Source organism: Endozoicomonas numazuensis, from assembly GCF_000722635.1.
Taxonomy (GTDB): domain Bacteria; phylum Pseudomonadota; class Gammaproteobacteria; order Pseudomonadales; family Endozoicomonadaceae; genus Endozoicomonas_A; species Endozoicomonas_A numazuensis.
The window spans coordinates 719,441-740,793 of the sequence record NZ_JOKH01000003.1; the positions used below are offsets into that span (position 1 = coordinate 719,441).

Genomic DNA, 21,353 nt, shown 5'->3' on the forward strand with positions numbered 1-21,353 from the left:
CCTGTAGATCACAAGTCCTTAAGACATGTCCAGAACCCAAAACAAGAACAACCTTTCACCCAAGGCAGCTGTAGTATGAAAAAGCCTTTCCACCTGATGGCCAAACCCACCAGTTATCAATGTAATCTGGATTGCGATTACTGTTTTTACCTGGAGAAAGAGCGTTTCTTCAACAAGAAGGCGGAAGGCCGGGGTAAGGAAAAAATCACTCACATGAGTGACGAAGTGCTTAAAAGCTACGTTAAGCATTACATTGCCGGTCAGGACTCACCTATTGTTGAATTTGCCTGGCTGGACTGGACTTTTTTGAGCGAGCTATTAAGTACCAGCAACAATATGCCCACGGCAAGGAAATTGTGAACTGTCTGCAAACCAACGGCGTCCTGTTGGACGACAACTGGTGTGCATTCTTAAAAAAGCACGACTTCCTGGTGGGCCTGTCCATTGATGGCCCTGAAGAACTGCACGATCATTACCGCCCTCTGAAAGGAGACAAGCCTTCTTTCAAAAAGGTGATGCGCGGTATTGAAACCATGAAAAAGCATGGCGTTAAATTCAATACACTCACCGTCATCAACAACGTTAACGTTGAGCATCCGCTAACTGTTTACAACTTCCTGAAAAGCATCAGCTCCGAGTTTATGCAGTTCATCCCGGTGGTTGAGCAGATGGAAGTGGAAACCGCCCAGCCACAGCTGATTTTCCCTAAGTCCACCACAGAAAAACAACTCACGCCTTTCTCGGTGGATGGCAGTAAATACGGTGACTTTATGGTGGCGGTATTCAACGAATGGGTTAGAAAGGACGTAGGTAAAGTCATTGTTCAGCTATTTGATAATGCCCTGGCGGCCTGGCACGGAGAAGAACCCAATGTTTGTGTTTATCGCAAGGAATGCGGCGATACCATGATCATTGAGCGTAATGGCGACATTTATAGCTGTGACCATTATGTGTATCCGGAATATCGACTGGGCAATGTCATGGATGGAAAAATCCATAAGACCGTAACCCAGAAACTGCAAAAAAAAGTTTGATCAGGACAAGGCCAATGTCGGCTCCAAGTGCGAAAGTTGTGAGTTCCGCAGAGCCTGCAATGGCGGCTGTCCAAAGCAGCGTATTCACCAAAACGACGACGGTACTCTACAAAACCACCTCTGCCCGGGTTACAAGAAGATTTTTGGTCACATAGACCCTTATATGAAATACATCGCTAACGAGCTGTCCAGAAATCGAGCTCCCGCTAATGTAATGCATGTGGCCAGCAGTATTGCCAGACAGCAAAGCCAGATTGTACGCCAATACTGAAACATCACGTCTCAATAAAGGTGTTTTCATAGCCTCTGAAGCAGGTAGGAGCCAGGCTCACTATCTGCTTCAGAAATACTAAAAAAGCCTTTCAACATAACCATCAAAACCAGAGTAGTATTCAACTTATTTTCAGTTCACCGTGTAATGAGTTAAAGCAATGCCACCCCGAATAAACTTTCAATTTTCTGAATAGTTGAAACGGCTAAGTTACCTTTAATGGTTGCATGAACTATAATCTCATAGTCTTTTACTTCCAGAGGAGCTGGTTATGCAATATCCACTCTTCAAACAGTTTCTTGATGCCTCTTCTTCATTAACCCGTCAACAGAAAAACACCTTGCACCGCCTTCTGTTTGAGGACGGCGAGTACGGCAGTTCCCGTGAGCTTGAACAAACCATAGAAGCCCGATTCGCAGAGAAACCCCATTGTCCACACTGTCAAAGTCTTGAGATTAGGCGTTGGGGCATTCGCAATGGCCGACAGCGCTATCGCTGTAAGCATTGCGAGAAGACTTTTAATGCCTTCAGCGGCACTCCTCTGACCCGACTCAGACACCCTGAGAAATGGGCTGGTTATCTGGACGGTATGACCCACTCCATGACTCTGAGGCCAGCAGCCAGGCATTGCGATATCACGTTAAAGACGTCTTTTCGTTGGAGGCATCGTTTTCTTCAGGTGATCGAGCAAGATCAAGCAGAAGAGCTTTCTGGTATTGTCGAGTTAGATGAAACTCTGTTTCGTGAATCATTCAAAGGCCAGCGATCCGGTATGCCCAGAGCGTCCCGCAAACGTGGTAACGATAAAAAGACCCCTTGTCGCAAATTTCCTGTGATGGTGGCTCGCGATCGCCAGTCTCAAACAGTCGATGGCATACTGGAAGCAACCAGTGGAGATCAACTCTGCCAACATCTCAACGGTCGCATCTCTATAGAAGCTGTAGTGTGTGCTGATGCACATCTTGCTCATGAGAAACTGGCCAGAAAACTGGGGTTCACTTTCAAAGAGTTAATCAGTTCAGAAGGACAAAGGGTGCTGGATGACATTTTTCATATACAGCATGTGAATGCTTATCACAGTCACCTCAAGAACTGGATATCGGGAGTCTTTCATGGGGTTGCCACTAAGTACCTTCATCATTACCTGGGCTGGAGGCGACGGCTGACAGAGGCTCGGAAGCTGACTGTGGAGAAATTGACAGAGGTTATTGTTGATCATTGGGTCAACCCACCATTAAAGGTAACTTAGCCAGTTGAAACTATGCCCCCATCACCGCACTAATCTGTGAATCGTCAATCAATTAAAAAACAGCTTAAAAAAACAATCATAACGGATTGATTTAAAAATATTTTTAATCGAAGACCAGCACTTAAAACATTAAATCACATTCACATTTTCCATATTGAACTATACTCACACACCATATTTTAATTCATAGAAAAAGATCCATGTCTAAAACAAACGTCAAAGCATTATTGTTTTTTTTTAGCGCTTTCCTTCTGCCTATCAATCAAGCATTTTCCCTTCCTAGTGATGTAGAGTCACAATATAAAAAAGACTTTGTTAAATGGGATTTAAAAATACAACCTGATATATATTCACACCTCCCCCCTCCTTGCGAAAAAAAATTACGTTTAAGGAGTATTAATACGGGCTACCCAATCAGTAGACACAGTGCAATATTTAACAAGATTGATAAGATGAGAAGCTCAAGAGTTATCTATTCTAAAGTCGCTCCTGATGGAATCCAGTATTTTCAGGAAGTGGCTCTTCCAGATGATTTAACTGGTTATCAGATGTTAGCTGAAAGGCCAGTGCTCAGCATGGATTTTGTTCCTGTTGTTTTTTTTAAACAGGAAGGCGATAAATGTCATACTGATGCGGGTTTTATAGACTTGACTGAGACTGACCCAAGGGCAATCAGAGTGCCTGATTGTCAAGTTGAGTATGGTATTAAATGTCTTGAACACGTGACAGATCGACGCATAATTGGCACGTTTTACGTAAACCCTTTTTACTACCAAGACTATTTAAATACCTATATGATTCTTCAGCAGACTATTGAAGGGAATGGCCAATTCCTTCAATTCAATCCAAAATACAGAAAAGCACCTATGGCCATAAGAGTACAAGATCAGAGTTTTTCGGGAGAGCCTAACCCAAAATTGAACCTATCGGATTCATTGTATGAAATTAATTTAAGGATAAATTCAGATTACTATTCAACCATGACCATTCGCGGGAATGTTTTCAATCAAAACACCACAGACCCTGCTAACACTTTTAATACCATTAATTACAATTTTCTTCTAATACCTTACGTTGCTTTCACATTAACTTCTGCAACACAAATATCCAGCGTAGCACTCAGCAGTTTTTCTATCATTGATAAAGTTGATGACGAATACTGCTATCAATATTTGGATTACGCTTCTTCACCAGACAAATTTAAATACTCAGATATTCCTTATGAAAAAAAATGCAATTTAAAATTATTTAATAACACTGAACACAATTGGACTATATCCAGCGCTGAAACACTGCTACAAAGTGAAGAGTTAATACTCAACATATTTGACGAAAAAGACACCCCGATAACCTTATACTTATCCAACGGCCAGATGTCAGACATAAAAGATAAATTTGACATTCTTAACACACTCTATGATGAAAATATCTCCTTTATGTTTCAGAGCAGTACCCTGCAGAACTCTACTGAGGTGTACAACGGAAATTACAACATGATAATGCTCTCTACAAGCGACGGGGAAGACTCTCAAAACCCTATACAACTAAATATTCCCAACCCTGACTTTGATATACCAGATACAACTGACAAAGATTTCATTATTACTATATCTACCCTTAGTTGTTCCATAGTAGCAGTATCGGCTGTTGTCCTGATTGTAGCTGGTATCAGTTTATATTGTCTTAGAAACTCACCCACACCTGAAAAGGCTTTCCTGCTTAAAAACTTAAATTAAAAACGGATATGGATAGTACTTATTGATCTGAGCCAACACTTTGCAGCCCGAGATACCTTATTCTGACCTCTCTGTTTTTGAGGTGTTTATGAGTAAGGTCGACGGTCGCAAAGTTTCCCATGAAGTAAGAGAAGCCATTCGTATTGAAGCGATTCAGAAGTGGCTTGATGGCGCTACCGTAAAGAGCTTGTCCGAAGAATATGGGACTGATGAGTCCTGTATCTATCGCTGGATTGGCAGATACCGTGAAGGAGGTATGGAAGCACTCAAAACACGGCCAATAGCCCATAGTAAAAATGCCAAACTCTCACCTGAGCAGAGAGACGCACTGGCCCAGATTATTCTTACCAAAGATCCCACGGATTATGGGTTTTATAAAACACTCTGGTCACGGGATATTATTGCCTCAGTGATTAAGACTGAGTTCAACGTCACCATGCATCCTGCAGCCGTGAGCAAGATGCTTAAGAAGATGGGATTAACACCTCAGCGCCCGGTTCGAAAAGCTTGGCAGCAGAGCGAAAAAAAAGTACGGGAGTATCTGGATATACGCTATCCAGCCCTTCCTTTGCCCTGAACAGTAAAATGTTGACACCTTTGCAAGTTATTCAGGCCGCCATTAAAGCCTGGCAGGCGGAACCACAATCGATCTCTATTGCCCAGGTGGAAGGCTTTATCCGGCAGATTCTTGGCTGGCGTGAGTATGTCCGGGGCATCTACTGGGTAAATATGCCTGAGTATTCATCCCTCAACCACCTCAAGGCTGAACGAGCTCTGCCTGACTATTTCTGGACAGGAAAAACCCAAATGACCTGTTTACAGGAAACGATTGGTCTATCTCTGGAGTACTCCTACGCTCATCATATCCAGAGACTGATGATCACGGGCACCTTCTGTTTATTGGCTGGAATCGATCCTAATCAGGTTGATGAATGGTATCTGGGCATCTATGTGGATGCTATTGAATGGGTAGAGCTTCCCAATACTCGAGGTATGAGCCAGTTTTCCGATGGTGGATTGCTGGCCTCAAAACCCTATGCCGCCAGTGGCAACTATATCAACAAGATGAGCGATTACTGCAAAAGCTGCCATTACGATGTAAAGCGAAAAACCGGTGAACACGCTTGTCCGTTTAACAGTCTTTACTGGCGAGCACAGAGAACAGAGAACAGCTCAGTAACAACCCCAGAATAGGCATGATATATAAGAACTGGGATAAACAATCAGCCGAGGATCAAGCTGCAACCACTCATCAGGCACAGGCATATCTAAAGAAACTAAACATGCTCTAGATTAAGTATTTCCACCTAAAAGAGTGGTATAAAAATACCTCCCTATTGATATTTACCGCAAACACTTTAAGCTGCTTGACTTACAACACCTGACTCATGCCCATCGGTCATGAGCGTTATGTCTTCTGACAATAGGCCTGTAGATCACAAGTCCTTAAGACATGTCCAGAACCCAAAACAAGAACAACCTTTCACCCAAGGCAGCTGTAGTATGAAAAAGCCTTTCCACCTGATGGCCAAACCGACCAGTTATCAATGTAATCTGGATTGCGATTACTGTTTTTATCTGGAGAAAGAGCGTTTCTTCAACAAGAAGGCGGAAGATCGGGGTAAGGAAAAAATCACTCACATGAGTGACGAAGTGCTTAAAAGCTACGTTAAGCATTACATTGCCGGTCAGGATTCACCTATTGTTGAATTTGCCTGGCAGGGTGGCGAGCCAACTCTGGCTGGGCTGGATTTTTTTGAGCGGGCTATTAAATATCAGAATGAGTTCGCTGGCAAAAAAGAGATCGTTAACTGTCTGCAAACCAACGGCGTTCTTCTGGACGACAACTGGTGTACATTCCTGAAAAAACACAACTTCCTGGTCGGTCTATCTATAGATGGCCCCGAAGAACTGCACGACATATACCGCCCCTTGAAAGGCGACAAGCCCTCTTTCAAGAAAGTGATGCGTGCCATTGAGACCATGAAAAAACATGGGGTCAAATTCAACACGTTAACAGTCATCAACAACGTCAATGTTGAACACCCGGTTAAGGTTTACAACTTTCTGAAAAGCATTGGTTCAGAATTTATGCAGTTCATCCCTGTGGTTGAACAGATGGAAGTTGAAAAAGCACAACCACAGCTGATCTTCCCCAAGTCAAAGACCGAGAAGCAGCTGACCCCTTTCTCTGTCGATGGCAGCAAATACGGTGACTTCATGGTCGCAGTGTTCAACGAATGGGTTCGCAAAGACGTAGGCAAAATATTCGTTCAACTGTTTGATAATGCCCTGGCTGCCTGGCACGGTGAAGAACCCAACGTTTGTGTTTATCGCAAAGAATGTGGCGACGCCATGATCATTGAGCGAAATGGCGACATCTTCAGCTGTGACCACTATGTTTACCCTGAATACCGTCTGGGTAATGTTATGGATGGCAAAATCCATAAGACCGTGACTCAAAAATTCCAGAAGAAGTTTGGCCAGGACAAGGCCAATGTCGGTGCAAAATGTGAAAGCTGTGAATTCCGCCATGCTTGTAACGGCGGTTGTCCGAAACAACGTATCCACCAAAACGACGACGGCACATTACAGAACCACTTGTGCCCAGGTTACAAGAAGATCTTCGGACACATGGACCCTTACATGAAATACATGGCTAAAGAGCTGGAGAATAACCGCGCTCCGGCCAATATCATGCATGTAGCGAGCACCATTGCCAAACAACAGAGCCAGGTTGTCGCTCATTATTAAACGGTAGAACCGGAGGCTCAGCCTCCGGTTTAAAATTTATTCATCAGATCACAGGCAATGGCAGAACGGTTATTCCAGAGAATGGAATAATGGCCTTCACCTTTCATCATTCTCACTTCCGCTGCCGTCATCGCTTTTGCCAGATTCCGACTGTGAGAGGGTGGCATAACCTTGTCCTCATCCCCACACCAGACAGTGACTGAACAACCTATGGATTGAGGAGAAAATCCCCAGTTCTTTACCAGGGCAAGATGATCATCGACCCATCCACTTTCCGTGGCCATTGCTCTTTGAAATGAGTGAAACATGATGTCTGCCAGTCCGTCCTGCATGGCTGAACGATCTGAGTCACCCAACAACATTTCCAGAGAAGCAATCAATGCCTGACTGGATTCACAAAGCAGCATTTCCCTGTTTTCTACTATCCACTGTTCCAGAACGGATTCTCCCTGCTCAGCAAGGGTCAGAACCATCATGGTGAGTTCACTCATACCATGTCGGAAATGTTCGTCGGGCATCCCTACACTGGCTACTGTTGAAACCCCATGACAGCGCCCCGGAAAAGCCGCTGCCATTGCCAATGCATGAGGCCCTCCTGCAGACCAGCCCACGGAGAGAAAAGAGTCCAGATCAAGATCTTCAAGAATGGCTGTGATGTCGGCCACAGAAGATTGGATGGAGCGCCCTGACTGACGATCACTGCCTGCATAACCCGGACGACTGTAGGCTATGACTCGGCCTCCCAGATTATGAACAGCAGACTCAAATATTTTGACGGTACTTAAGTCACTGGCAACACCATGATGGAAGAAAACAGCAGGACCTTGCGACCTGCTGCTGTAGTATTCAAGCTGTCGTCCATCATTGAGAGTCAGGGTCCGGATTTTTGCCAGGGAAAAACAATCGCCCATTATGAGTCTCCGAATCGAGTGCCGATCAGTCCATTCTGGCACAACCTGAAAAGACCATCATTGATTCAGACGACGGGTCACACTGAAATACGCTTTGTACGGCAGAATTCTGAGAAAACCCATAATCATGCCAAAAGTTTTGGGAAACCGGATTTCAAAATGCTGACTGTCTAATCCAGACAGGATCGCATCTGCCGCAGACTCTACCTCCATAAGAAAAGGCATTTTAAAGGTATTTTTATCCGTCAGGGGCGTTTTAACAAAACCGGGGGAAATCACCTTAACCTCGACACCATGAGGTTTAAGGTCAGAGTATAATGATTCGGCCATATTAATCAGAGCCGCCTTACTGGCTCCATAGGCCGCAGCCCCTGGCAAACCTCTATATCCCGCCAATGACGCATTAATGGCTATGGTGCCTGACTGCTGACCCACCATCATCGGGATCAAAGCGTCCAGACAATGGCACACCCCCATGACATTCAGCTCGAGGTGTTTGCGCATATCGGTGGATCTGAAATCTACACCATCGGTTTTTATAAAAGTGCCCGCATTCAATACGGCAATGTCTACCCTGCCAAAACGAGTCATGATCTCATCGGCTGCACGGATAATGGCGTCCTGATCTGTCACATCGGCAGGCATTGGAATAACAATGCCTTCCAGGCCCTGCGTTTCATGCTGTAATCTGTCCAGATTGCCGTAACTTCGGGCAGTGGCAACGACTGTACCTCCTCGCTTTGCCGCAGCCAGTGCCAGCTGCCGGCCAATGCCCTGGCTGGCCCCGGTAATCCAAATCACTTTACCCTTCAGGGTCTCAGGGTTTTTCATTGTGTTCATTTCCTGAGATTCCAGACCCGGCTTCATCATCAAGACTGAACTTCTTCAGGGCTTCATCACTAATCAGCGAACGATCCTTACTGAAATAGAACGTAAGTGTACCCAAAGTAAATCCCCACTTGCTGACATCAGCAATATTAAGAATCTGTCCATTTTTCTGCAGGAACAGCCAGTCATCAAACTTCACGCGCCAGCTTCTTCCTTTAATAGGCAGATCCATTTCATAGGTCCAGTTAAAGGTATTACCTTCACTTCTGCCGGTGGCAACGCCAATCACATCAACGGCTACACCTTCATACTGACCATCAGCCAGTATTTCTATTTTCCAGAGTCGATTCGAGGTTGAGCCATCTTCATAGATGAAGTCTTCATCGAGTATCAAAACATTGCCTTCTACCCGACCCCTCATAATGACTTCGAACCGGTTGCGAAGCTTTCCGAAACGATCGACAAACTCTCCTCTGGCGTAGGTAGTGCCCTGAAAATAATGCTCAATGGTTAAAAGCGGCTGATCTTCTGAGTATTTATCTTGCAGTTTCATAGCGGCACATCCCTGCAGTGAAAGAGTGAACAACAAAACCAAAAGCCAGTGTTTTCTCATCATCAAAGAGCCTCCCTGCCCAGTTCATGATTGCGGTTTCCTGATCCTGTAAAGTCGTACGTCAATGCTGTCCTGCTTAAAACCAGCTTCACAATAAGCCAGGTAAAATAACCACATACGTTTGAAATGTTCGTCAAAGCCCAGCTTCACTATTTCTGACCAGCGCTGTTTGAATACATCTGCCCAGATAGAAAGTGTTTTTGCGTAATCACGTCCGAAAGAAAAGGTATCTTCAACATTCAGACCCGCTGTCTGACATTGCTCATGAATGATGTGATCGGTGGGTAGCATCCCACCCGGAAAGATATAACTCTGAATAAAGTCAGCTTCCTTGCGATACAGGCTGAACCTTTCCTCATCAATGGTAATCGCCTGAATCACTGCCGTGCCACCAGGCTTTAGAACGTCAAACACTTTCTGAAAATAGGTTGGCCAGTGGCTTTCACCTACAGCCTCCAGCATTTCAATGGAGACAACCCGATCATACTGTCCCTGAATATCCCGATAATCCTTGAGGATAAAGTCAAAGCCCTGTTCGTTTTCCAGAGAATTCTGAGCATACTGCAACTGCTCTGAAGAGAGTGTGACACCAGAATAGTGTTGCCCACCTTGTTGCTTTAATGTTCTGGCAAAGCCCCCCCAACCACAGCCTATCTCCAGGACTGAATGCTCAGGCTGGACACCCAACCATTCTGAAACCAACTGATATTTATTGCCCTGCGCCTGCTCCAGTGATTCCCGATCGTTTGTGAACACTGCACTGGAATAGGTCATAGTCTGATCAAGCCAGAGCTTGTAAAAATCATTACCCAGATCATAATGAGCGGTAATGTTACGCCGGCTCCCTTTACGACTATTGTTGTTTAATAGATGACTGATACGATTCAGTTTTCTGAAAAACCAGTGAGAAGAAAACTGCTGATCCAGTGCCTGCTCATTGCTCATACCCCAGTCCAGCACCGCCTGCAGATCCGGAGTATCCCAATCACCTTTCATGTAGGATTCGGCCAGACCCATTACCCCTCGGTTAGAAGACCTCAACACTTTCATGGGATGATTAATCTGTACTCTGGGGATGGGCACATCCCGCCGATGCTGACCGGTTTTTACCAGACAATCATCATACTGAAGCTCAATACGGCTGAATGACGCCTGATCCAGTTTACCCACCAGCCATTTCAATGATCTGGGCAACGGACGCTCTTCACTCACAGCGGTTTTATTCTGCGCTGCGATAAAACTGTTTTGCGTCAGACTTTTACCTGAACTTTCCAGCATTGATGCCTCCTGTCTACCGTAAAAATACCTTGTAACCGTTACTCTTAACTCATGGTTCTTTATTCGCTCAATCGCGCTAACCGGATTGGTTTTTCTGTTCCTGACGATCAGGGTGACCTGACCAGCCTCGGCTCCAACTGAAGAACCTTGCTTTTGGAACATGGCGAACAACCTTGATCCCTTTGAAAAACAAACGCAGTGCTTCCCAATGAATAGCCAGGATGACTTTGATCGCCTGCAAAGGCAGAACCAATAACTGTTTGAGAATATTAAAGTCACTTAATGTCTGACGAGTCCCTTTAAAAACAGCGGCAAACAGCTTTCCTTCGTCATTGTTAAGGTTGATGGATAACTTGATTGTCTTACCGGGTAATTGAACCCTGAATCCATACTGGCAATCAGTGTTGAAAAAAGGTGACACGTGCAGCTGTTTTTCAACGGCCTGGTGAAAAAATACCTGCCCGTCTTTTGCTTTTTCGGCCGGGATCACATAACTGTGCCGCTCTCCAAAGGTATTGGTCACTTCGTAGATCAGCGCTAAAAGCTTTTGTTCCGATGAAAAGCAGTAATACACCGTGAGAGGATTGAAGGCGTACCCCAAAACCCTTGGATAACAAAACATCAAAATACGCGCAGGAGCAGGCACCTCATTCTCGGCAAGCAGCCCTTCTACCTGAACTTTAAGATCACGCCCTGACCCATCACCAAAATCTTTCCGGAAAAATGAGAGCAGGTTAAAACGATCAACAGAAAAAAACCTGAAACGTTGATGAAGAGTATCCAGTTCATCCAGATCCACCAGCCAGGAAGCTACACGGTATGCAAACCTGTGCTTGCGGGGGCGAATGCGGTTATGCATCAAATGCCCCCAGTAAACTGCCGAATTCATAACGGCCTCCTGATCATCAGGATGAGGATTATTTCGCTTCAGATCAGTAAATGTCATGAACACGTTCCAAGCCAGAAGTCACCGGTCTTTTTCCGATGCCATGCTCAGGCCAGACCAGGCGGTCATTCTGATTTTCAACAGACCAGGGCCTTCTTTTACCACCCAGAGCTTCGGCAACCGCGAGACCCGACTGCAAACCGTCTTCATGGAATCCATAGCCAAACCAGGCGCCACAGAACCAGGTACGATTACGCCCCTGCAGCTCCCACAATCGTGACTGCGCCTCAAGCGCATTGCGATCGAACACCGGATGATCATAGAGATAGCAACCATGAATCTTTTCAGGTTCTATAGAAGGATTAAGGGTGACAAACAGCGGCTGACCTTCAAGATGCTGAAGACGATTCATCCAGTAAGTGAGAGAAGGCCCCTTATGCCTTTCTCCTGCCTTATGCCTTTCTCCTGACTGCGTGCCAAAATAATTCCAACTGGCCCAGGCTCTTTTCCTGGAAGGCATAAGTCGTTCATCGCTGTGCAGAACGGCCCGATTGCGCTGAAAACTGAACGCTCCCAGTAACAATTGTTCAAGCTCATCCGGCTCACCCAGCATGGCCAGAGAAGTATCGGCATGGCAGGCCATAACCACATGATCAAACTCATGGGTGCCCCCCTGAAGATCCGTAATAACGACCCGATCTGCGTATCGCTTCACTTTTCGGACACACCGGTTTTTGACCGCCAGACCATCCATATCGGCCAGAATGCGTTGGACGTACTCTTTGCTGCCCCCCTCCACCGTTTGCCACTGAGGACGATCTGTCAGCTGCAGCAACCCATGATTCTGGCAGAACCTCATAAAGGCCAGCGCCGGATAGTCCAGCATACGATCAGAAGGAGTTGACCATATGGCAGCTCCCATAGGCACCAGATGGTCATCAATAAACTGTTGGCTATAGCCTCGTCCGGAGAGTAATTCCCGAAGAGTGACAGATGGGTTGAGCTGTTGCATCAGCTCATTACTGGCCTGATAAAACCTGAAGATATCCAGTAACATTCTCAGGAATCGAGGCTTCAGCAAGTTGAGACGTTGGGCAAAAAGGCCGTTCAGGTCAGTTCCTGAATACTCGGTACGACCTTCATTCATAGAGACCGCAAAGGACATGTCGGTGTTTATTACCGGCACATTCAGATGATCAAAAAAAGCGGTCAGGTTAGGATAAGTCTTTTTATTGAAGACAATAAAGCCGGTATCCACAGGCACGGTCAGATCGCCGTCATTAACCATCACTGTATTACTATGGCCGCCAAAACGATCATCTTTCTCAAATAGAGTCACGTTGTGCTGTTTAGACAGTAACCAGGCACTGGATAGCCCGCCTATGCCTGATCCAATTACAGCAATGTTGAGTCCTTTAACTGTCATAGAGCGACCTGTAAACGTAAGCTTCAGAAACCTCTACGCGTTACTCCCTCAATTGGATCACATACAAGGCCACTGACTTGATTTCCTGATTTAAAACCCAGTGATCCAATCGCGCCTTAACCACGTAAAGAGAGACAAATGGGCTGAACACGCGATACTCTGATGATATGTCCAATTCAGATAAACAGCTATGAGCTAGAAATGACGGATCATGACAATAGAAATGGCCATACTGAAACGCCACGTTCCGACCATTTCGCCAGTAAAAGCAAAATGGCTCCAAATAACAGCATCACAAAAACGCCCGACAAGTTAAAACAGTCACTGGCCGATCTGGGCAGGTACCGAGACAAGCAGACCTTTGCTCTGCTATACGACTTTTTTGCCCCGAGACTCAAGAGTCACCTGATGTCTAAAGGCGCTCATGGAGAAATGGCCGAAGAACTGGTCCAGGAAACGATGTTGTCCGTCTGGAAGAACTGTAAAAGCTATGACCCGGATAAATCCGCAGCCTCCACCTGGATTTTCCGCATTGCCAGAAACCTGTGGATTGACCGTTTGAGAAAAGAAAAATCGAACCTCTTGTCACCATTGGATAATTATCCCGAGAGCAGCTTTGTACCAGCCATGAAAGAGTTTGACTCTGCCAAGATCAAATCAGCCCTGAAAAGCCTTCCTCAACAACAAGCCCAACTGGTTTACAAGGTGTATTACGAAGGAAAAAGTCACCGCGAGATTTCTGAAGACATGGACATGCCACTGGGCAGCGTGAAATCAGGCTTGAGACTGGCATTCACCAAACTTCGTAATCAGATGGGAGAGGTATAATGACAACACATCATCCTGACCTCAGTACCCTGATGAGCTACTCCGCAGGCAGCCTGCCTGACGCCATCGCAACCGTTGTGGCCGCACATTTGAGCCTGTGTGACCACTGCAGCTGTCACGTTCAGGAGGCTGAGCAGATTGGCATCAGTTTACTCGAACAGCTTGAGCCTACGCCTATGTCGGCAGGTGCAAAAGACGACATATTGTCGATGCTGGGTGAAACGACTCAAGCTGCCGAACCGGCCAAGCCTGAACCGCATGTACCTGACGACGCAGACGTTCCTTCTCCATTGAGACACTTACTGGGACACTACCTGGACGACCTGCATTGGAAAACCATGGCACCCGGACTCAAACAGTTCATTCTGCCTGCGGCAGAGAGTAACCTCAGGCTACTGAAAATTGCTCCGGGTACCTGCATGCCCTCTCATGGACATACTGGTTCTGAGCTCACTCTGGTTCTGAGGGGGTCTTATTCAGATGAGTTGGGTCGATTCTGTGCAGGTGACGTGGCCGACCTTGACCCTGATATTCAACATCAACCGGTTGCCGATACCCACGAAGGCTGCATATGCCTGATTGCCACCGACGCTCCTTTAAGATTTAACGGACTTGTGCCCAGGCTTTTGCAACCTTTCTTCCAGCTCTGAGTTTATAGGGAACGGAGTTAATACACACAAGTAATCCAGCCTGTCGAAGAATGCAGGTCATGCACTTCGACAGGCTCCGTGCCAACGATATGAGGCATGACTCTTTGCTGTATCGGTGTTCCAAGCCTTCCGTAAAATGATTACTTCGCTCAAAGTCGATTAAGAAGTACGATTAAGAAGTACGATTAAGAAGTACGATTAAACTTTTCGGATCTGGTTTGAGCAATACCTCCACCCTATGAACATACTCTCCATTCAATCCCATGTCGCTTACGGACATGCTGGAAACTCTTCGGCTGTCTTTCCCCTTCAGCGTATGGGATTCAATGTCTGGCCCGTCAACACCGTCATGTTTTCCAACCATACGGGTTATGACACCTGGAAAGGCCCGGTATTTCAGCCACAAACTCTGTTGGACGTGATTGAAGGTATTGAGCAATTGAATGTGATGTCTCGATGCAATGCCGTGCTTTCAGGCTACATGGGAGATCCGGCGGTTGCTGATGTTATTTTGCATGCTGTGGATAAAGTAAAAAAAGCAAACCCTCAGGCACTTTACTGCTGCGATCCTGTGATGGGCGACAGAGACACAGGCCTGTATGTGAATCATCAGATTCCAGCGTTTTTCCGGGATCAACTCCTGACGAAAGCGGATATTCTGACCCCCAATCATTTTGAGCTGGAAATATTAAGCGGACAAACTATTCACAGCCCTGAACAGGCTCTTTCTGCAGCTCGCTCATTACTGGGCAAAGGCCCCAGGGTGATATTGGTCACCAGTCTTATTTATCAGGATTCAGATAACGACATCATTGAAATGATGGCGGTCACAGAAACCGAAGCCTGGACAGTCAAAGCGCCACTGCTGCATTTTAAAAACACCATGAGTGGCTGTGGTGATGCGACTTCAGCCCTGTTCCTTGCCAAGTACCTGATGACCGAGCAGTTAAAGAGCAGCCTGGAACATGTTGCGGGTGCCATGTACGCGGCATTCAAACTAACCCATCAGCATCAAGGCTCAGAGCTAATGCTTATAGAGTCTCAGGATCAACTGGTTAAACCACAAGAAGTCTTTGTCGCTCAACCCATTGGATAATGAAACAGGTTGGAACCTTCCCAGCTCCACCCTGTGTATTACAGATAGGCTCTCATGAGCTATCTTCAATGCGCCAATAATGAATAATCTTGTAATCATCAGGGAAGGCTTTGATGGACTGTTTGACTCATGGCAGGCTTGGCTTCAAAATAAAAAGTAAATCTTACTCAAGTTTTAATCCAGCTCTACTGGTCTTCCTTCTCTTTGCCTGTCCTCAACTTTCAGCCAGTCTTGATTCTATAACTGTCCCTGCCGCTGTAATGTCTACAATTCTGGTGAGCCGTCATTCTGAATGGAAATCCACAGCAGACATCGATCATGAAGTATTTGTTCATTCTGTCCCGGGCATTCTTACTGATCCTTCAGGTCAAAAGGAGCATAGCCTCAGTCAATGGCAGAATAACCGCTGGCTTGGAGAATATATTCAGCACTTAAGATGGATAAAAGTCGCGATCCAATACTGGTATGACCAATGTATCATTGCCTCTGAAGCCAACCTGACCGGCATGGATTTTTTCAGTAATGAACTTGAAGACAACACTTCCGGCCTTGTTTACCCTTCACATTTCGATCTTCTCTCTAATGAGAAAAATCAAGATTCTCAAGACCCTTTCGACCCGAATATCTCTGGTTCAGAAGATTTTGGCCTGAGTCAGGTCAAAGCGTTCTACATGACTATTTTCTACCCTGACTCTACGAGCCAGTTACCATCAGACCCGCTAACAGATAATAAAGGAAATAAAGGAAATAAAGGAAATAAAGGAAATAAAGAGCACGCGGCTGAAGAGGAAGAAGCGTCTCAGCCATTGATTCCATTCAGCGAGACTTTACCTCCTTTCATACGTTTAGTTTTGGACGATGCCGAACTGACCAGACTTAAAAAAATCGGCTCAGGAAACTATGGAACTGTCTACAGTGCAATACTCACCGTAAACCATGCTGAAGGTGAAGGTGAACCTGAAAAGAAATATAGAGTCGCAGCCAAAAAGGCAGAAGTAGTCAAACGCCCAACCGAAAGCCGCATCAAATTTAATATACGCAAAACAACTTCAGAAGATCAGCTCAGAGAAGAACTGTCTTTTCTGACCCACTGCCAATCTAAATACATTGTTCAGCTTGTAGGTAGCATTTGCAAAGAGACCCGGTACATCGTGATCGAGCTACTTCCCCATTCCTACCCACACTTTATATCGACATTTCCCACCAAAGCGCACCTGAACTTTGCCCAGCGCCTTCTGGCTTTACTGGATGCCGCCAGAGCCCTCCATTTTATCTACTTGCAGAATTTTCTGTTCAGAGATTTAAAAGCGGATAACCTCATGATGACCCACCTGCTCACTATCAAACTGATTGACGGTGGATTTGCTATCCAACGAGACAAAAGCAAAGCCTGGAATAGAAAGCCGAAATACTTTGCTCCTGAAGTTCAAACCCAGCCTTTTGATGAGTTGACCGAAGTCTACTCCTGGGGGCTACTGGCGATGCAGACCATCACGGGAGAAACAACAACCCACTTTGATCAGTGGGAGGAAGAGCGCAAAAAAGACGATCAAGATTTTGAACTGTGCGACTACCTGTATCCGCAACTTGAATCAGAAACGGACCTGATAAACCATATAGCCACAACGGAACTCTTACCCATAGTAGTGTCCTGCTATTCCAGAAACAGGAGAGATCGCCTACCACTCTGTTCACTGATTGAACAGCTCGAGATCATACAAAGTCACTTGCCTTAATTCTTCTTGACCTCGGGCGCTTCAGGCCCGATATTGATAGCGCTTGTCCGATAAGGAGTGCTTCGGACCATTAAAAAGAATAAGAAAGAGAGCAGTGCTATGGATATTACCCTGACTCCTGAGCAGCAGGCTCTGCAGCTAGAGATCAGAGAGTATATGAAATCGATCATGAGCTCCGCCATGATCGAGGAAATGAAAGACCCGGAATACTATGAAGGCGGCGGTCCCGAGTACCGGAAAGGCCTCAGAAAAATGGGCCAGGATGGCTGGATTGCCCTGTCATGGCCAAAAGAATACGGGGGCCGTGAAGCCACCGCTATCGAACAATACATCTTCACCGAAGAAGTCATGCGTTCAGGCTTCCCCTACCCGTTTCTTACCACAGAAGCCATTGGCCCTATTCTCGCAGAGTACGGCAGCGATGAAATCAGGGAAACCGTGGTGAAGGGTATTCTGCAGGGCGAAGTCGTCATTGCCATTGGTTATTCTGAACCCGGAGCCGGTACCGATCTGGCAGCCTTGAAAACCAAAGCCGAAAAAAACGACAACGGATGGTTGATCAATGGTCAGAAAATATGGACCAGTCTGGCCAACTTTTCTGATTACATCTGGCTGGCAGCCCGAACTGATTCTGATGCTGTTAAGAAGCACAAAGGGCTATCCATGTTTCTGGTGCCCAAAGATAACCCCGGCTTTTCCCACACGCCTATCTGGACTCTGGGTGTTCGTACCAACGCGACCTACTTTGAAGACCTTCAACTGGACGACAAATACCAGATAGGTGAAGTCAATAAAGGCTGGAGACTGATTACCGGACAGCTGAATCGTGAACGTCTCAGTCTGGTGAATCACGGCCCCATTCAGATCCTGTATGAAGACGTCGCCACCTGGGCCGCTGAAACCCAAGGTAAGGACGGTCAGCCCATCATCAGCAAACCCTGGGTGCAAACCAATCTGGCTAAAGTGAAAACCGGTCTGGAAGTACTGAGGGTGATGAACTGGAAACAGGCCTGGGCTATTGAAGAGAATCGACTGGGTATGGAACAGGCTTCCGTTGCCAAAGTTTATGGCACCGAATACTTCGTTGAAGTCTATCGACTACTGATGGAAGTTCTTGGGCAGGATGCCACGATTGGCGGAGACAGTCCGGGAGCCCTGTTACAGGGAAGGCTGGAACACCGTTACCGGGTCGGCAGTATTTTGACCTTTGGCGGCGGTTGTAATGAAGTTCAGCGGGATATTATTTCGGCTGCCGGTTTGTGGATGCCCAGGGCTCGATAACGGCCACGAGCTCAAAAGGAGAAACAGTATGGACTTTAAATTATCCGCTGAGCAGCAAGATGTTCAGAAGCTGGCCATTCAGATCTTTGCTGACCAGACCGATAACGAACACTTACGACAGTTTGATAATAACAGCCGTTACGACACCAAACTCTGGTCAGACTTGGGAGAGACCGGCATTCTGGGCATATCCATCGATCCAGTCCAGGGCGGAATGGGTTTTGGTTTTGAAACGCTCTGCCTGGTGATAGAAGAAGCGGGCCGGTCTATGGCTCCTGCCCCACTGATTCCGGTGCTTGTCAGTGCCGCTTTACCCTTACAGAAATTCGGAACTGAACAGCAACAATCAATTCTTGGTCGTGTAGCAACCGGAGACTGTCTGATTTCCACGGCTTTCGCAGAACCACTGAATGACGACCCGCTGACACCGTCTACCACAGCAGAAAGAGTAGCTGGCGGCTGGCAGCTCAGTGGTTTAAAGCACTGTGTACCTTATGGTGCTCAAGCTGAAAAGATTCTTGTCAGTGCACAATCCAGTGAAGGCCTGGTCGCCTTGTGGCTATCGCCTGACAACGAAGGAATAGAACTGACAGATCAGCAAAGTACCAGCGGCGAGGCTCAAAGTCATATGACTCTGACCAATGTTCTGGTCAATGATGCAGATATCATGGCCATTGGCTCTGATGCAGAAACCGCCATGACTTATGCTCTGCAGAGAACGCAGGCCGCATTGTGTGCTTTCAGTGTAGGCATGACCGACAAAATGGTCAGGCTGACCGCTGGATACACCGCTGAGAGAGAGCAATTCGATGTCAAGATTGCCACTTTTCAGGCCGTCGCACACCGAGCGGCCGATGCTTATATTGATGTTGAGTGTTTAAGGCTGGCAACCTCTGAAGCAGTTTCACTGTTGGATCAGGAAAAACCAGCAGACGACTCGGTAAAAATAGCCAAAATCTGGTGCGGTGATGTGACTCACAGAACCAGTCAGGCCAGCCAGCATCTTCATGGTGGGATTGGTGTTGACCGGGACTATCCTTTATTCCGTTACTCTCTTTGGAGTAAACAGGTTGAACTGACACTGGGAGGATCAGCTCAACTGCTCAGCGAGCTGGGTGAGAGTATTGCCGAGACGTTTCTTAATCGTTAAGTACTTTCAGGCTACTTTCGAGTAGCCTGATTACTCTCTATTCCTACGGCTTCATGAACAATTAAAACCTGCTTGCGCTCCGCCCCCCACCGATACTGATTGATCTCGCCCGTTCCTCTTATCACTCTGTGACATGGGATTAAAAAGCCAATATTGTTTCGGGCAACAGCCGAAGCGACTGCTCTTACGGCTGAAGGCTTCCCAGTTTTTTCTGCCAGTTGCTGATAGGAATATAGCTGCCCTTGAGGTATGGCTAACAGCGCCTCCCAGACCTTTAGCTGAAAAGGCGTTCCTTTCAGGATCAAATGAAGGGGTTGTTGATTGAAGTCTCTATCAAATATTTGTCGGGCTACAGAGGCTGTATTGCAGTCACTCCTGTGGATAAGTGCATCCGGCCATTCTTTACGCAGCTCCTGCTCATGCCCTTCCTGATCTTCTTCATGATCGAAGAACGACAGTTTGCAAATACCTCTGGCCGTCTGAGCAATAAGACAGTAACCAAATGGAGATTCATGAATCCCGTAAGCTATTTCAATGCCTTTTCCCTTAGCTTTGAATGCTCCCGGACTCATACTTTCCCAGCTCAGCATCAAATCATGTAACCTGCTGCTACCACTCAAGCCCGAGGATAGCGCCGTATCCAGAACACTGTTGTTCCTTAGCTGTTGCCTGGCATACTCCCGGGTCAGAAACTGCAAGAATTGTTTGGGACTGATGCCCGCCCATTCAGAAAAAACACGCTGCAGGTGAAACTCGCTCAACCCAACATGACTGGCCACATCAGCCAGTCCGGGCTGCTCGTTCCAATGCCCGGAAAGATAGGCGATAGCCTTGCTGACTTGCTGGTACTGCCGGTGCTCTTCTGAATACTCTTTGCTCACTCACACACTCCTGACACCATTAGGGCTTTCTATTAGGGCTTTCTATCTCGAAATAAACAGCCATGAGCGGGAAATGCAGCTCACCCCGTAGCATGAAAATGGCTACAGAGACTGATAGAGCTGCATTTTCATAGTAAAAAGTATGAATGAGAGCATTACCAGCCGCGACCCGAAACTTGCGGTTTAAGGACGAAGGTCAAGCACATCGTAGCCCTTACCTGCCAGACAACGGCGCAAAACATAGGCCTGATCCTCAGTGGACTTCATGGCGCCACCAGCAGCACCAGCACTGGCTCCTGCTACACCACCAACAACCGCTCCGCCGACCACAGCCCCGTCAATACCATCGCCTTCAACCAGGCCAATCGCAGCGCCAGTAACCGCACCTAAAATACCAGCATTAATTGCTCCCGTTTTAGCGGCTTCACCTTTATCCACCTTGGCAGCATATTCATGACATGCAGCGACATCCTGCTGATATTCGGCTTCTGTTTTATCATGCGGCCCCACTATAGGAGCAGAATTATAGGCACAGGCCATCAATAAAGAAGTTGAAGCTAATAACAGCATGTTCTTAATCATGTACAACATCCTCAGTGTGCGTTAGCAGTTTTATTAATAAAAAGTGACTGCCTTTAATAGGGAGGCATCAGTTTAGAAATCTGCTGTTATTCTCAATATACGCACAGGACGAAATACGATTTCTTTTTCAGGCTTTGTTCATATCTGTAAATTGAATCGGGTT

General features: G+C 46.4%; 21 protein-coding genes. 13 read left to right on the plus strand and 8 right to left on the minus strand.

What is annotated here, in order from left to right:
* From GZ78_RS29995 to GZ78_RS15890, 7 genes are all read left to right on the plus strand, one after another.
* The coding region (locus GZ78_RS29995; RefSeq protein WP_456236232.1) for a hypothetical protein at positions 1 to 360 on the plus strand (360 nt) is incomplete at its 5' end.
* The gene (locus GZ78_RS30000) at positions 357 to 1,034 is read left to right on the plus strand and encodes a radical SAM protein (protein WP_051786234.1); all 678 of its coding nucleotides are present in this window, start codon (positions 357 to 359) and stop codon (positions 1,032 to 1,034) included. The genes GZ78_RS29995 and GZ78_RS30000, both read left to right, overlap by 4 nt.
* A gap of 542 nt (positions 1,035 to 1,576) precedes the next feature.
* On the plus strand, positions 1,577 to 2,554 hold the full coding sequence (locus tag GZ78_RS15870; RefSeq protein WP_051786235.1) for an IS1595 family transposase: 978 nt from the start codon (positions 1,577 to 1,579) through the stop codon (positions 2,552 to 2,554).
* A 200-nt stretch (positions 2,555 to 2,754) separates the two neighbouring features.
* Positions 2,755 to 4,290 carry a hypothetical protein gene (locus GZ78_RS15875; RefSeq protein ID WP_034837873.1) on the plus strand — a complete coding sequence of 512 codons (1,536 nt, stop codon included), beginning with the start codon at positions 2,755 to 2,757 and terminating at the stop codon, positions 4,288 to 4,290.
* Positions 4,291 to 4,378: 88 nt separating this feature from the next.
* A complete protein-coding gene (locus GZ78_RS15880; protein WP_152558768.1) occupies positions 4,379 to 4,867 on the plus strand; it encodes a helix-turn-helix domain-containing protein in 489 nt (162 codons plus the stop codon).
* A gap of 8 nt (positions 4,868 to 4,875) precedes the next feature.
* Positions 4,876 to 5,484, plus strand: coding sequence for a cryptochrome/photolyase family protein (locus GZ78_RS15885; protein ID WP_051786236.1), 609 nt, complete (start codon positions 4,876 to 4,878; stop codon positions 5,482 to 5,484).
* A gap of 309 nt (positions 5,485 to 5,793) precedes the next feature.
* Positions 5,794 to 7,044 (plus strand): anaerobic sulfatase maturase, encoded by a 1,251-nt coding sequence (locus tag GZ78_RS15890; protein ID WP_034838484.1) that lies wholly within the window; start codon positions 5,794 to 5,796, stop codon positions 7,042 to 7,044.
* Between the two features lie 29 nt (positions 7,045 to 7,073).
* Here the strand turns inward: GZ78_RS15890 and GZ78_RS15895 are convergent, their stop codons facing one another.
* The 6 genes from GZ78_RS15895 to GZ78_RS15920 form a co-directional block, all read right to left on the minus strand.
* A complete protein-coding gene (locus GZ78_RS15895) occupies positions 7,074 to 7,955 on the minus strand; it encodes an alpha/beta fold hydrolase (protein WP_034837877.1) in 882 nt (293 codons plus the stop codon).
* Positions 7,956 to 8,012: 57 nt separating this feature from the next.
* Complete coding sequence (locus GZ78_RS15900; protein ID WP_034837880.1) at positions 8,013 to 8,786, minus strand: SDR family NAD(P)-dependent oxidoreductase; 774 nt, start codon at positions 8,784 to 8,786, stop codon at positions 8,013 to 8,015.
* The gene (locus GZ78_RS15905; protein WP_081869887.1) at positions 8,773 to 9,399 is read right to left on the minus strand and encodes a DUF3833 domain-containing protein; all 627 of its coding nucleotides are present in this window, start codon (positions 9,397 to 9,399) and stop codon (positions 8,773 to 8,775) included. Before GZ78_RS15905 ends, GZ78_RS15900 begins: the two co-directional genes overlap by 14 nt.
* Before the next feature lie 21 nt (positions 9,400 to 9,420).
* Entirely contained in the window at positions 9,421 to 10,674 is a 1,254-nt protein-coding gene (locus GZ78_RS15910) for an SAM-dependent methyltransferase (RefSeq protein ID WP_051786237.1), read from the minus strand.
* 76 nt (positions 10,675 to 10,750) lie between these two features.
* On the minus strand, positions 10,751 to 11,620 hold the full coding sequence (locus GZ78_RS15915) for a DUF1365 domain-containing protein (protein ID WP_051786238.1): 870 nt from the start codon (positions 11,618 to 11,620) through the stop codon (positions 10,751 to 10,753).
* Positions 11,607 to 12,986: an NAD(P)/FAD-dependent oxidoreductase gene (locus GZ78_RS15920; RefSeq protein WP_051786239.1), complete on the minus strand. Its 1,380-nt coding sequence runs from the start codon at positions 12,984 to 12,986 to the stop codon at positions 11,607 to 11,609. The genes GZ78_RS15915 and GZ78_RS15920 overlap by 14 nt, the downstream gene beginning before the upstream one ends.
* Before the next feature lie 273 nt (positions 12,987 to 13,259).
* Between GZ78_RS15920 and GZ78_RS15925 the strand changes: the two genes are divergently transcribed.
* The 6 genes from GZ78_RS15925 to GZ78_RS15950 all read left to right on the plus strand — a co-directional run bounded on the left by GZ78_RS15925 (position 13,260) and on the right by GZ78_RS15950 (position 19,727).
* Positions 13,260 to 13,814: a sigma-70 family RNA polymerase sigma factor gene (locus GZ78_RS15925; RefSeq protein ID WP_034838497.1), complete on the plus strand. Its 555-nt coding sequence runs from the start codon at positions 13,260 to 13,262 to the stop codon at positions 13,812 to 13,814.
* Positions 13,814 to 14,464: a ChrR family anti-sigma-E factor gene (locus GZ78_RS15930; protein ID WP_034837883.1), complete on the plus strand. Its 651-nt coding sequence runs from the start codon at positions 13,814 to 13,816 to the stop codon at positions 14,462 to 14,464. Before GZ78_RS15925 ends, GZ78_RS15930 begins: the two co-directional genes overlap by 1 nt.
* 238 nt (positions 14,465 to 14,702) lie before the next feature.
* Positions 14,703 to 15,560, plus strand: a complete 858-nt coding sequence (gene pdxY / locus GZ78_RS15935; RefSeq protein WP_034837885.1) for a pyridoxal kinase PdxY — start codon at positions 14,703 to 14,705, stop codon at positions 15,558 to 15,560.
* 260 nt (positions 15,561 to 15,820) lie between these two features.
* Positions 15,821 to 17,296, plus strand: coding sequence for a protein kinase domain-containing protein (locus GZ78_RS15940; RefSeq protein WP_161787408.1), 1,476 nt, complete (start codon positions 15,821 to 15,823; stop codon positions 17,294 to 17,296).
* Positions 17,297 to 17,395: 99 nt separating this feature from the next.
* The gene (locus tag GZ78_RS15945; RefSeq protein WP_034838500.1) at positions 17,396 to 18,577 is read left to right on the plus strand and encodes an acyl-CoA dehydrogenase family protein; all 1,182 of its coding nucleotides are present in this window, start codon (positions 17,396 to 17,398) and stop codon (positions 18,575 to 18,577) included.
* 28 nt (positions 18,578 to 18,605) lie between these two features.
* Positions 18,606 to 19,727 carry an acyl-CoA dehydrogenase family protein gene (locus GZ78_RS15950; protein ID WP_034837889.1) on the plus strand — a complete coding sequence of 374 codons (1,122 nt, stop codon included), beginning with the start codon at positions 18,606 to 18,608 and terminating at the stop codon, positions 19,725 to 19,727.
* 11 nt (positions 19,728 to 19,738) lie between these two features.
* On the opposite strand, the gene GZ78_RS15955 is transcribed toward GZ78_RS15950, so the two are convergent.
* Entirely contained in the window at positions 19,739 to 20,608 is an 870-nt protein-coding gene (locus GZ78_RS15955) for a methylated-DNA--[protein]-cysteine S-methyltransferase (RefSeq protein ID WP_034837891.1), read from the minus strand.
* 183 nt (positions 20,609 to 20,791) lie between these two features.
* On the minus strand, positions 20,792 to 21,190 hold the full coding sequence (locus tag GZ78_RS15960) for a glycine zipper family protein (RefSeq protein ID WP_034837893.1): 399 nt from the start codon (positions 21,188 to 21,190) through the stop codon (positions 20,792 to 20,794).
* Between the last annotated feature and the right edge of the window lie 163 nt (positions 21,191 to 21,353).

What these genes read in the sequence shown, in the direction of transcription:
- GZ78_RS15870 (WP_051786235.1), top strand. Translation starts at nt 1,577, where the DNA reads ATGCAATATCCACTCTTCAAACAGTTTCTTGATGCCTCTTCTTCATTA.
- GZ78_RS15875 (WP_034837873.1), top strand. Translation starts at nt 2,755, where the DNA reads ATGTCTAAAACAAACGTCAAAGCATTATTGTTTTTTTTTAGCGCTTTC.
- GZ78_RS15880 (WP_152558768.1), top strand. Translation starts at nt 4,379, where the DNA reads ATGAGTAAGGTCGACGGTCGCAAAGTTTCCCATGAAGTAAGAGAAGCC.
- GZ78_RS15885 (WP_051786236.1), top strand. Translation starts at nt 4,876, where the DNA reads ATGTTGACACCTTTGCAAGTTATTCAGGCCGCCATTAAAGCCTGGCAG.
- GZ78_RS15890 (WP_034838484.1), top strand. Translation starts at nt 5,794, where the DNA reads ATGAAAAAGCCTTTCCACCTGATGGCCAAACCGACCAGTTATCAATGT.
- GZ78_RS15895 (WP_034837877.1), bottom strand. Translation starts at nt 7,955, where the DNA reads ATGGGCGATTGTTTTTCCCTGGCAAAAATCCGGACCCTGACTCTCAAT.
- GZ78_RS15900 (WP_034837880.1), bottom strand. Translation starts at nt 8,786, where the DNA reads ATGAAAAACCCTGAGACCCTGAAGGGTAAAGTGATTTGGATTACCGGG.
- GZ78_RS15905 (WP_081869887.1), bottom strand. Translation starts at nt 9,399, where the DNA reads ATGATGAGAAAACACTGGCTTTTGGTTTTGTTGTTCACTCTTTCACTG.
- GZ78_RS15910 (WP_051786237.1), bottom strand. Translation starts at nt 10,674, where the DNA reads ATGCTGGAAAGTTCAGGTAAAAGTCTGACGCAAAACAGTTTTATCGCA.
- GZ78_RS15915 (WP_051786238.1), bottom strand. Translation starts at nt 11,620, where the DNA reads ATGACATTTACTGATCTGAAGCGAAATAATCCTCATCCTGATGATCAG.
- GZ78_RS15920 (WP_051786239.1), bottom strand. Translation starts at nt 12,986, where the DNA reads ATGACAGTTAAAGGACTCAACATTGCTGTAATTGGATCAGGCATAGGC.
- GZ78_RS15925 (WP_034838497.1), top strand. Translation starts at nt 13,260, where the DNA reads ATGGCTCCAAATAACAGCATCACAAAAACGCCCGACAAGTTAAAACAG.
- GZ78_RS15930 (WP_034837883.1), top strand. Translation starts at nt 13,814, where the DNA reads ATGACAACACATCATCCTGACCTCAGTACCCTGATGAGCTACTCCGCA.
- pdxY (WP_034837885.1), top strand. Translation starts at nt 14,703, where the DNA reads ATGAACATACTCTCCATTCAATCCCATGTCGCTTACGGACATGCTGGA.
- GZ78_RS15940 (WP_161787408.1), top strand. Translation starts at nt 15,821, where the DNA reads ATGTCTACAATTCTGGTGAGCCGTCATTCTGAATGGAAATCCACAGCA.
- GZ78_RS15945 (WP_034838500.1), top strand. Translation starts at nt 17,396, where the DNA reads ATGGATATTACCCTGACTCCTGAGCAGCAGGCTCTGCAGCTAGAGATC.
- GZ78_RS15950 (WP_034837889.1), top strand. Translation starts at nt 18,606, where the DNA reads ATGGACTTTAAATTATCCGCTGAGCAGCAAGATGTTCAGAAGCTGGCC.
- GZ78_RS15960 (WP_034837893.1), bottom strand. Translation starts at nt 21,190, where the DNA reads ATGATTAAGAACATGCTGTTATTAGCTTCAACTTCTTTATTGATGGCC.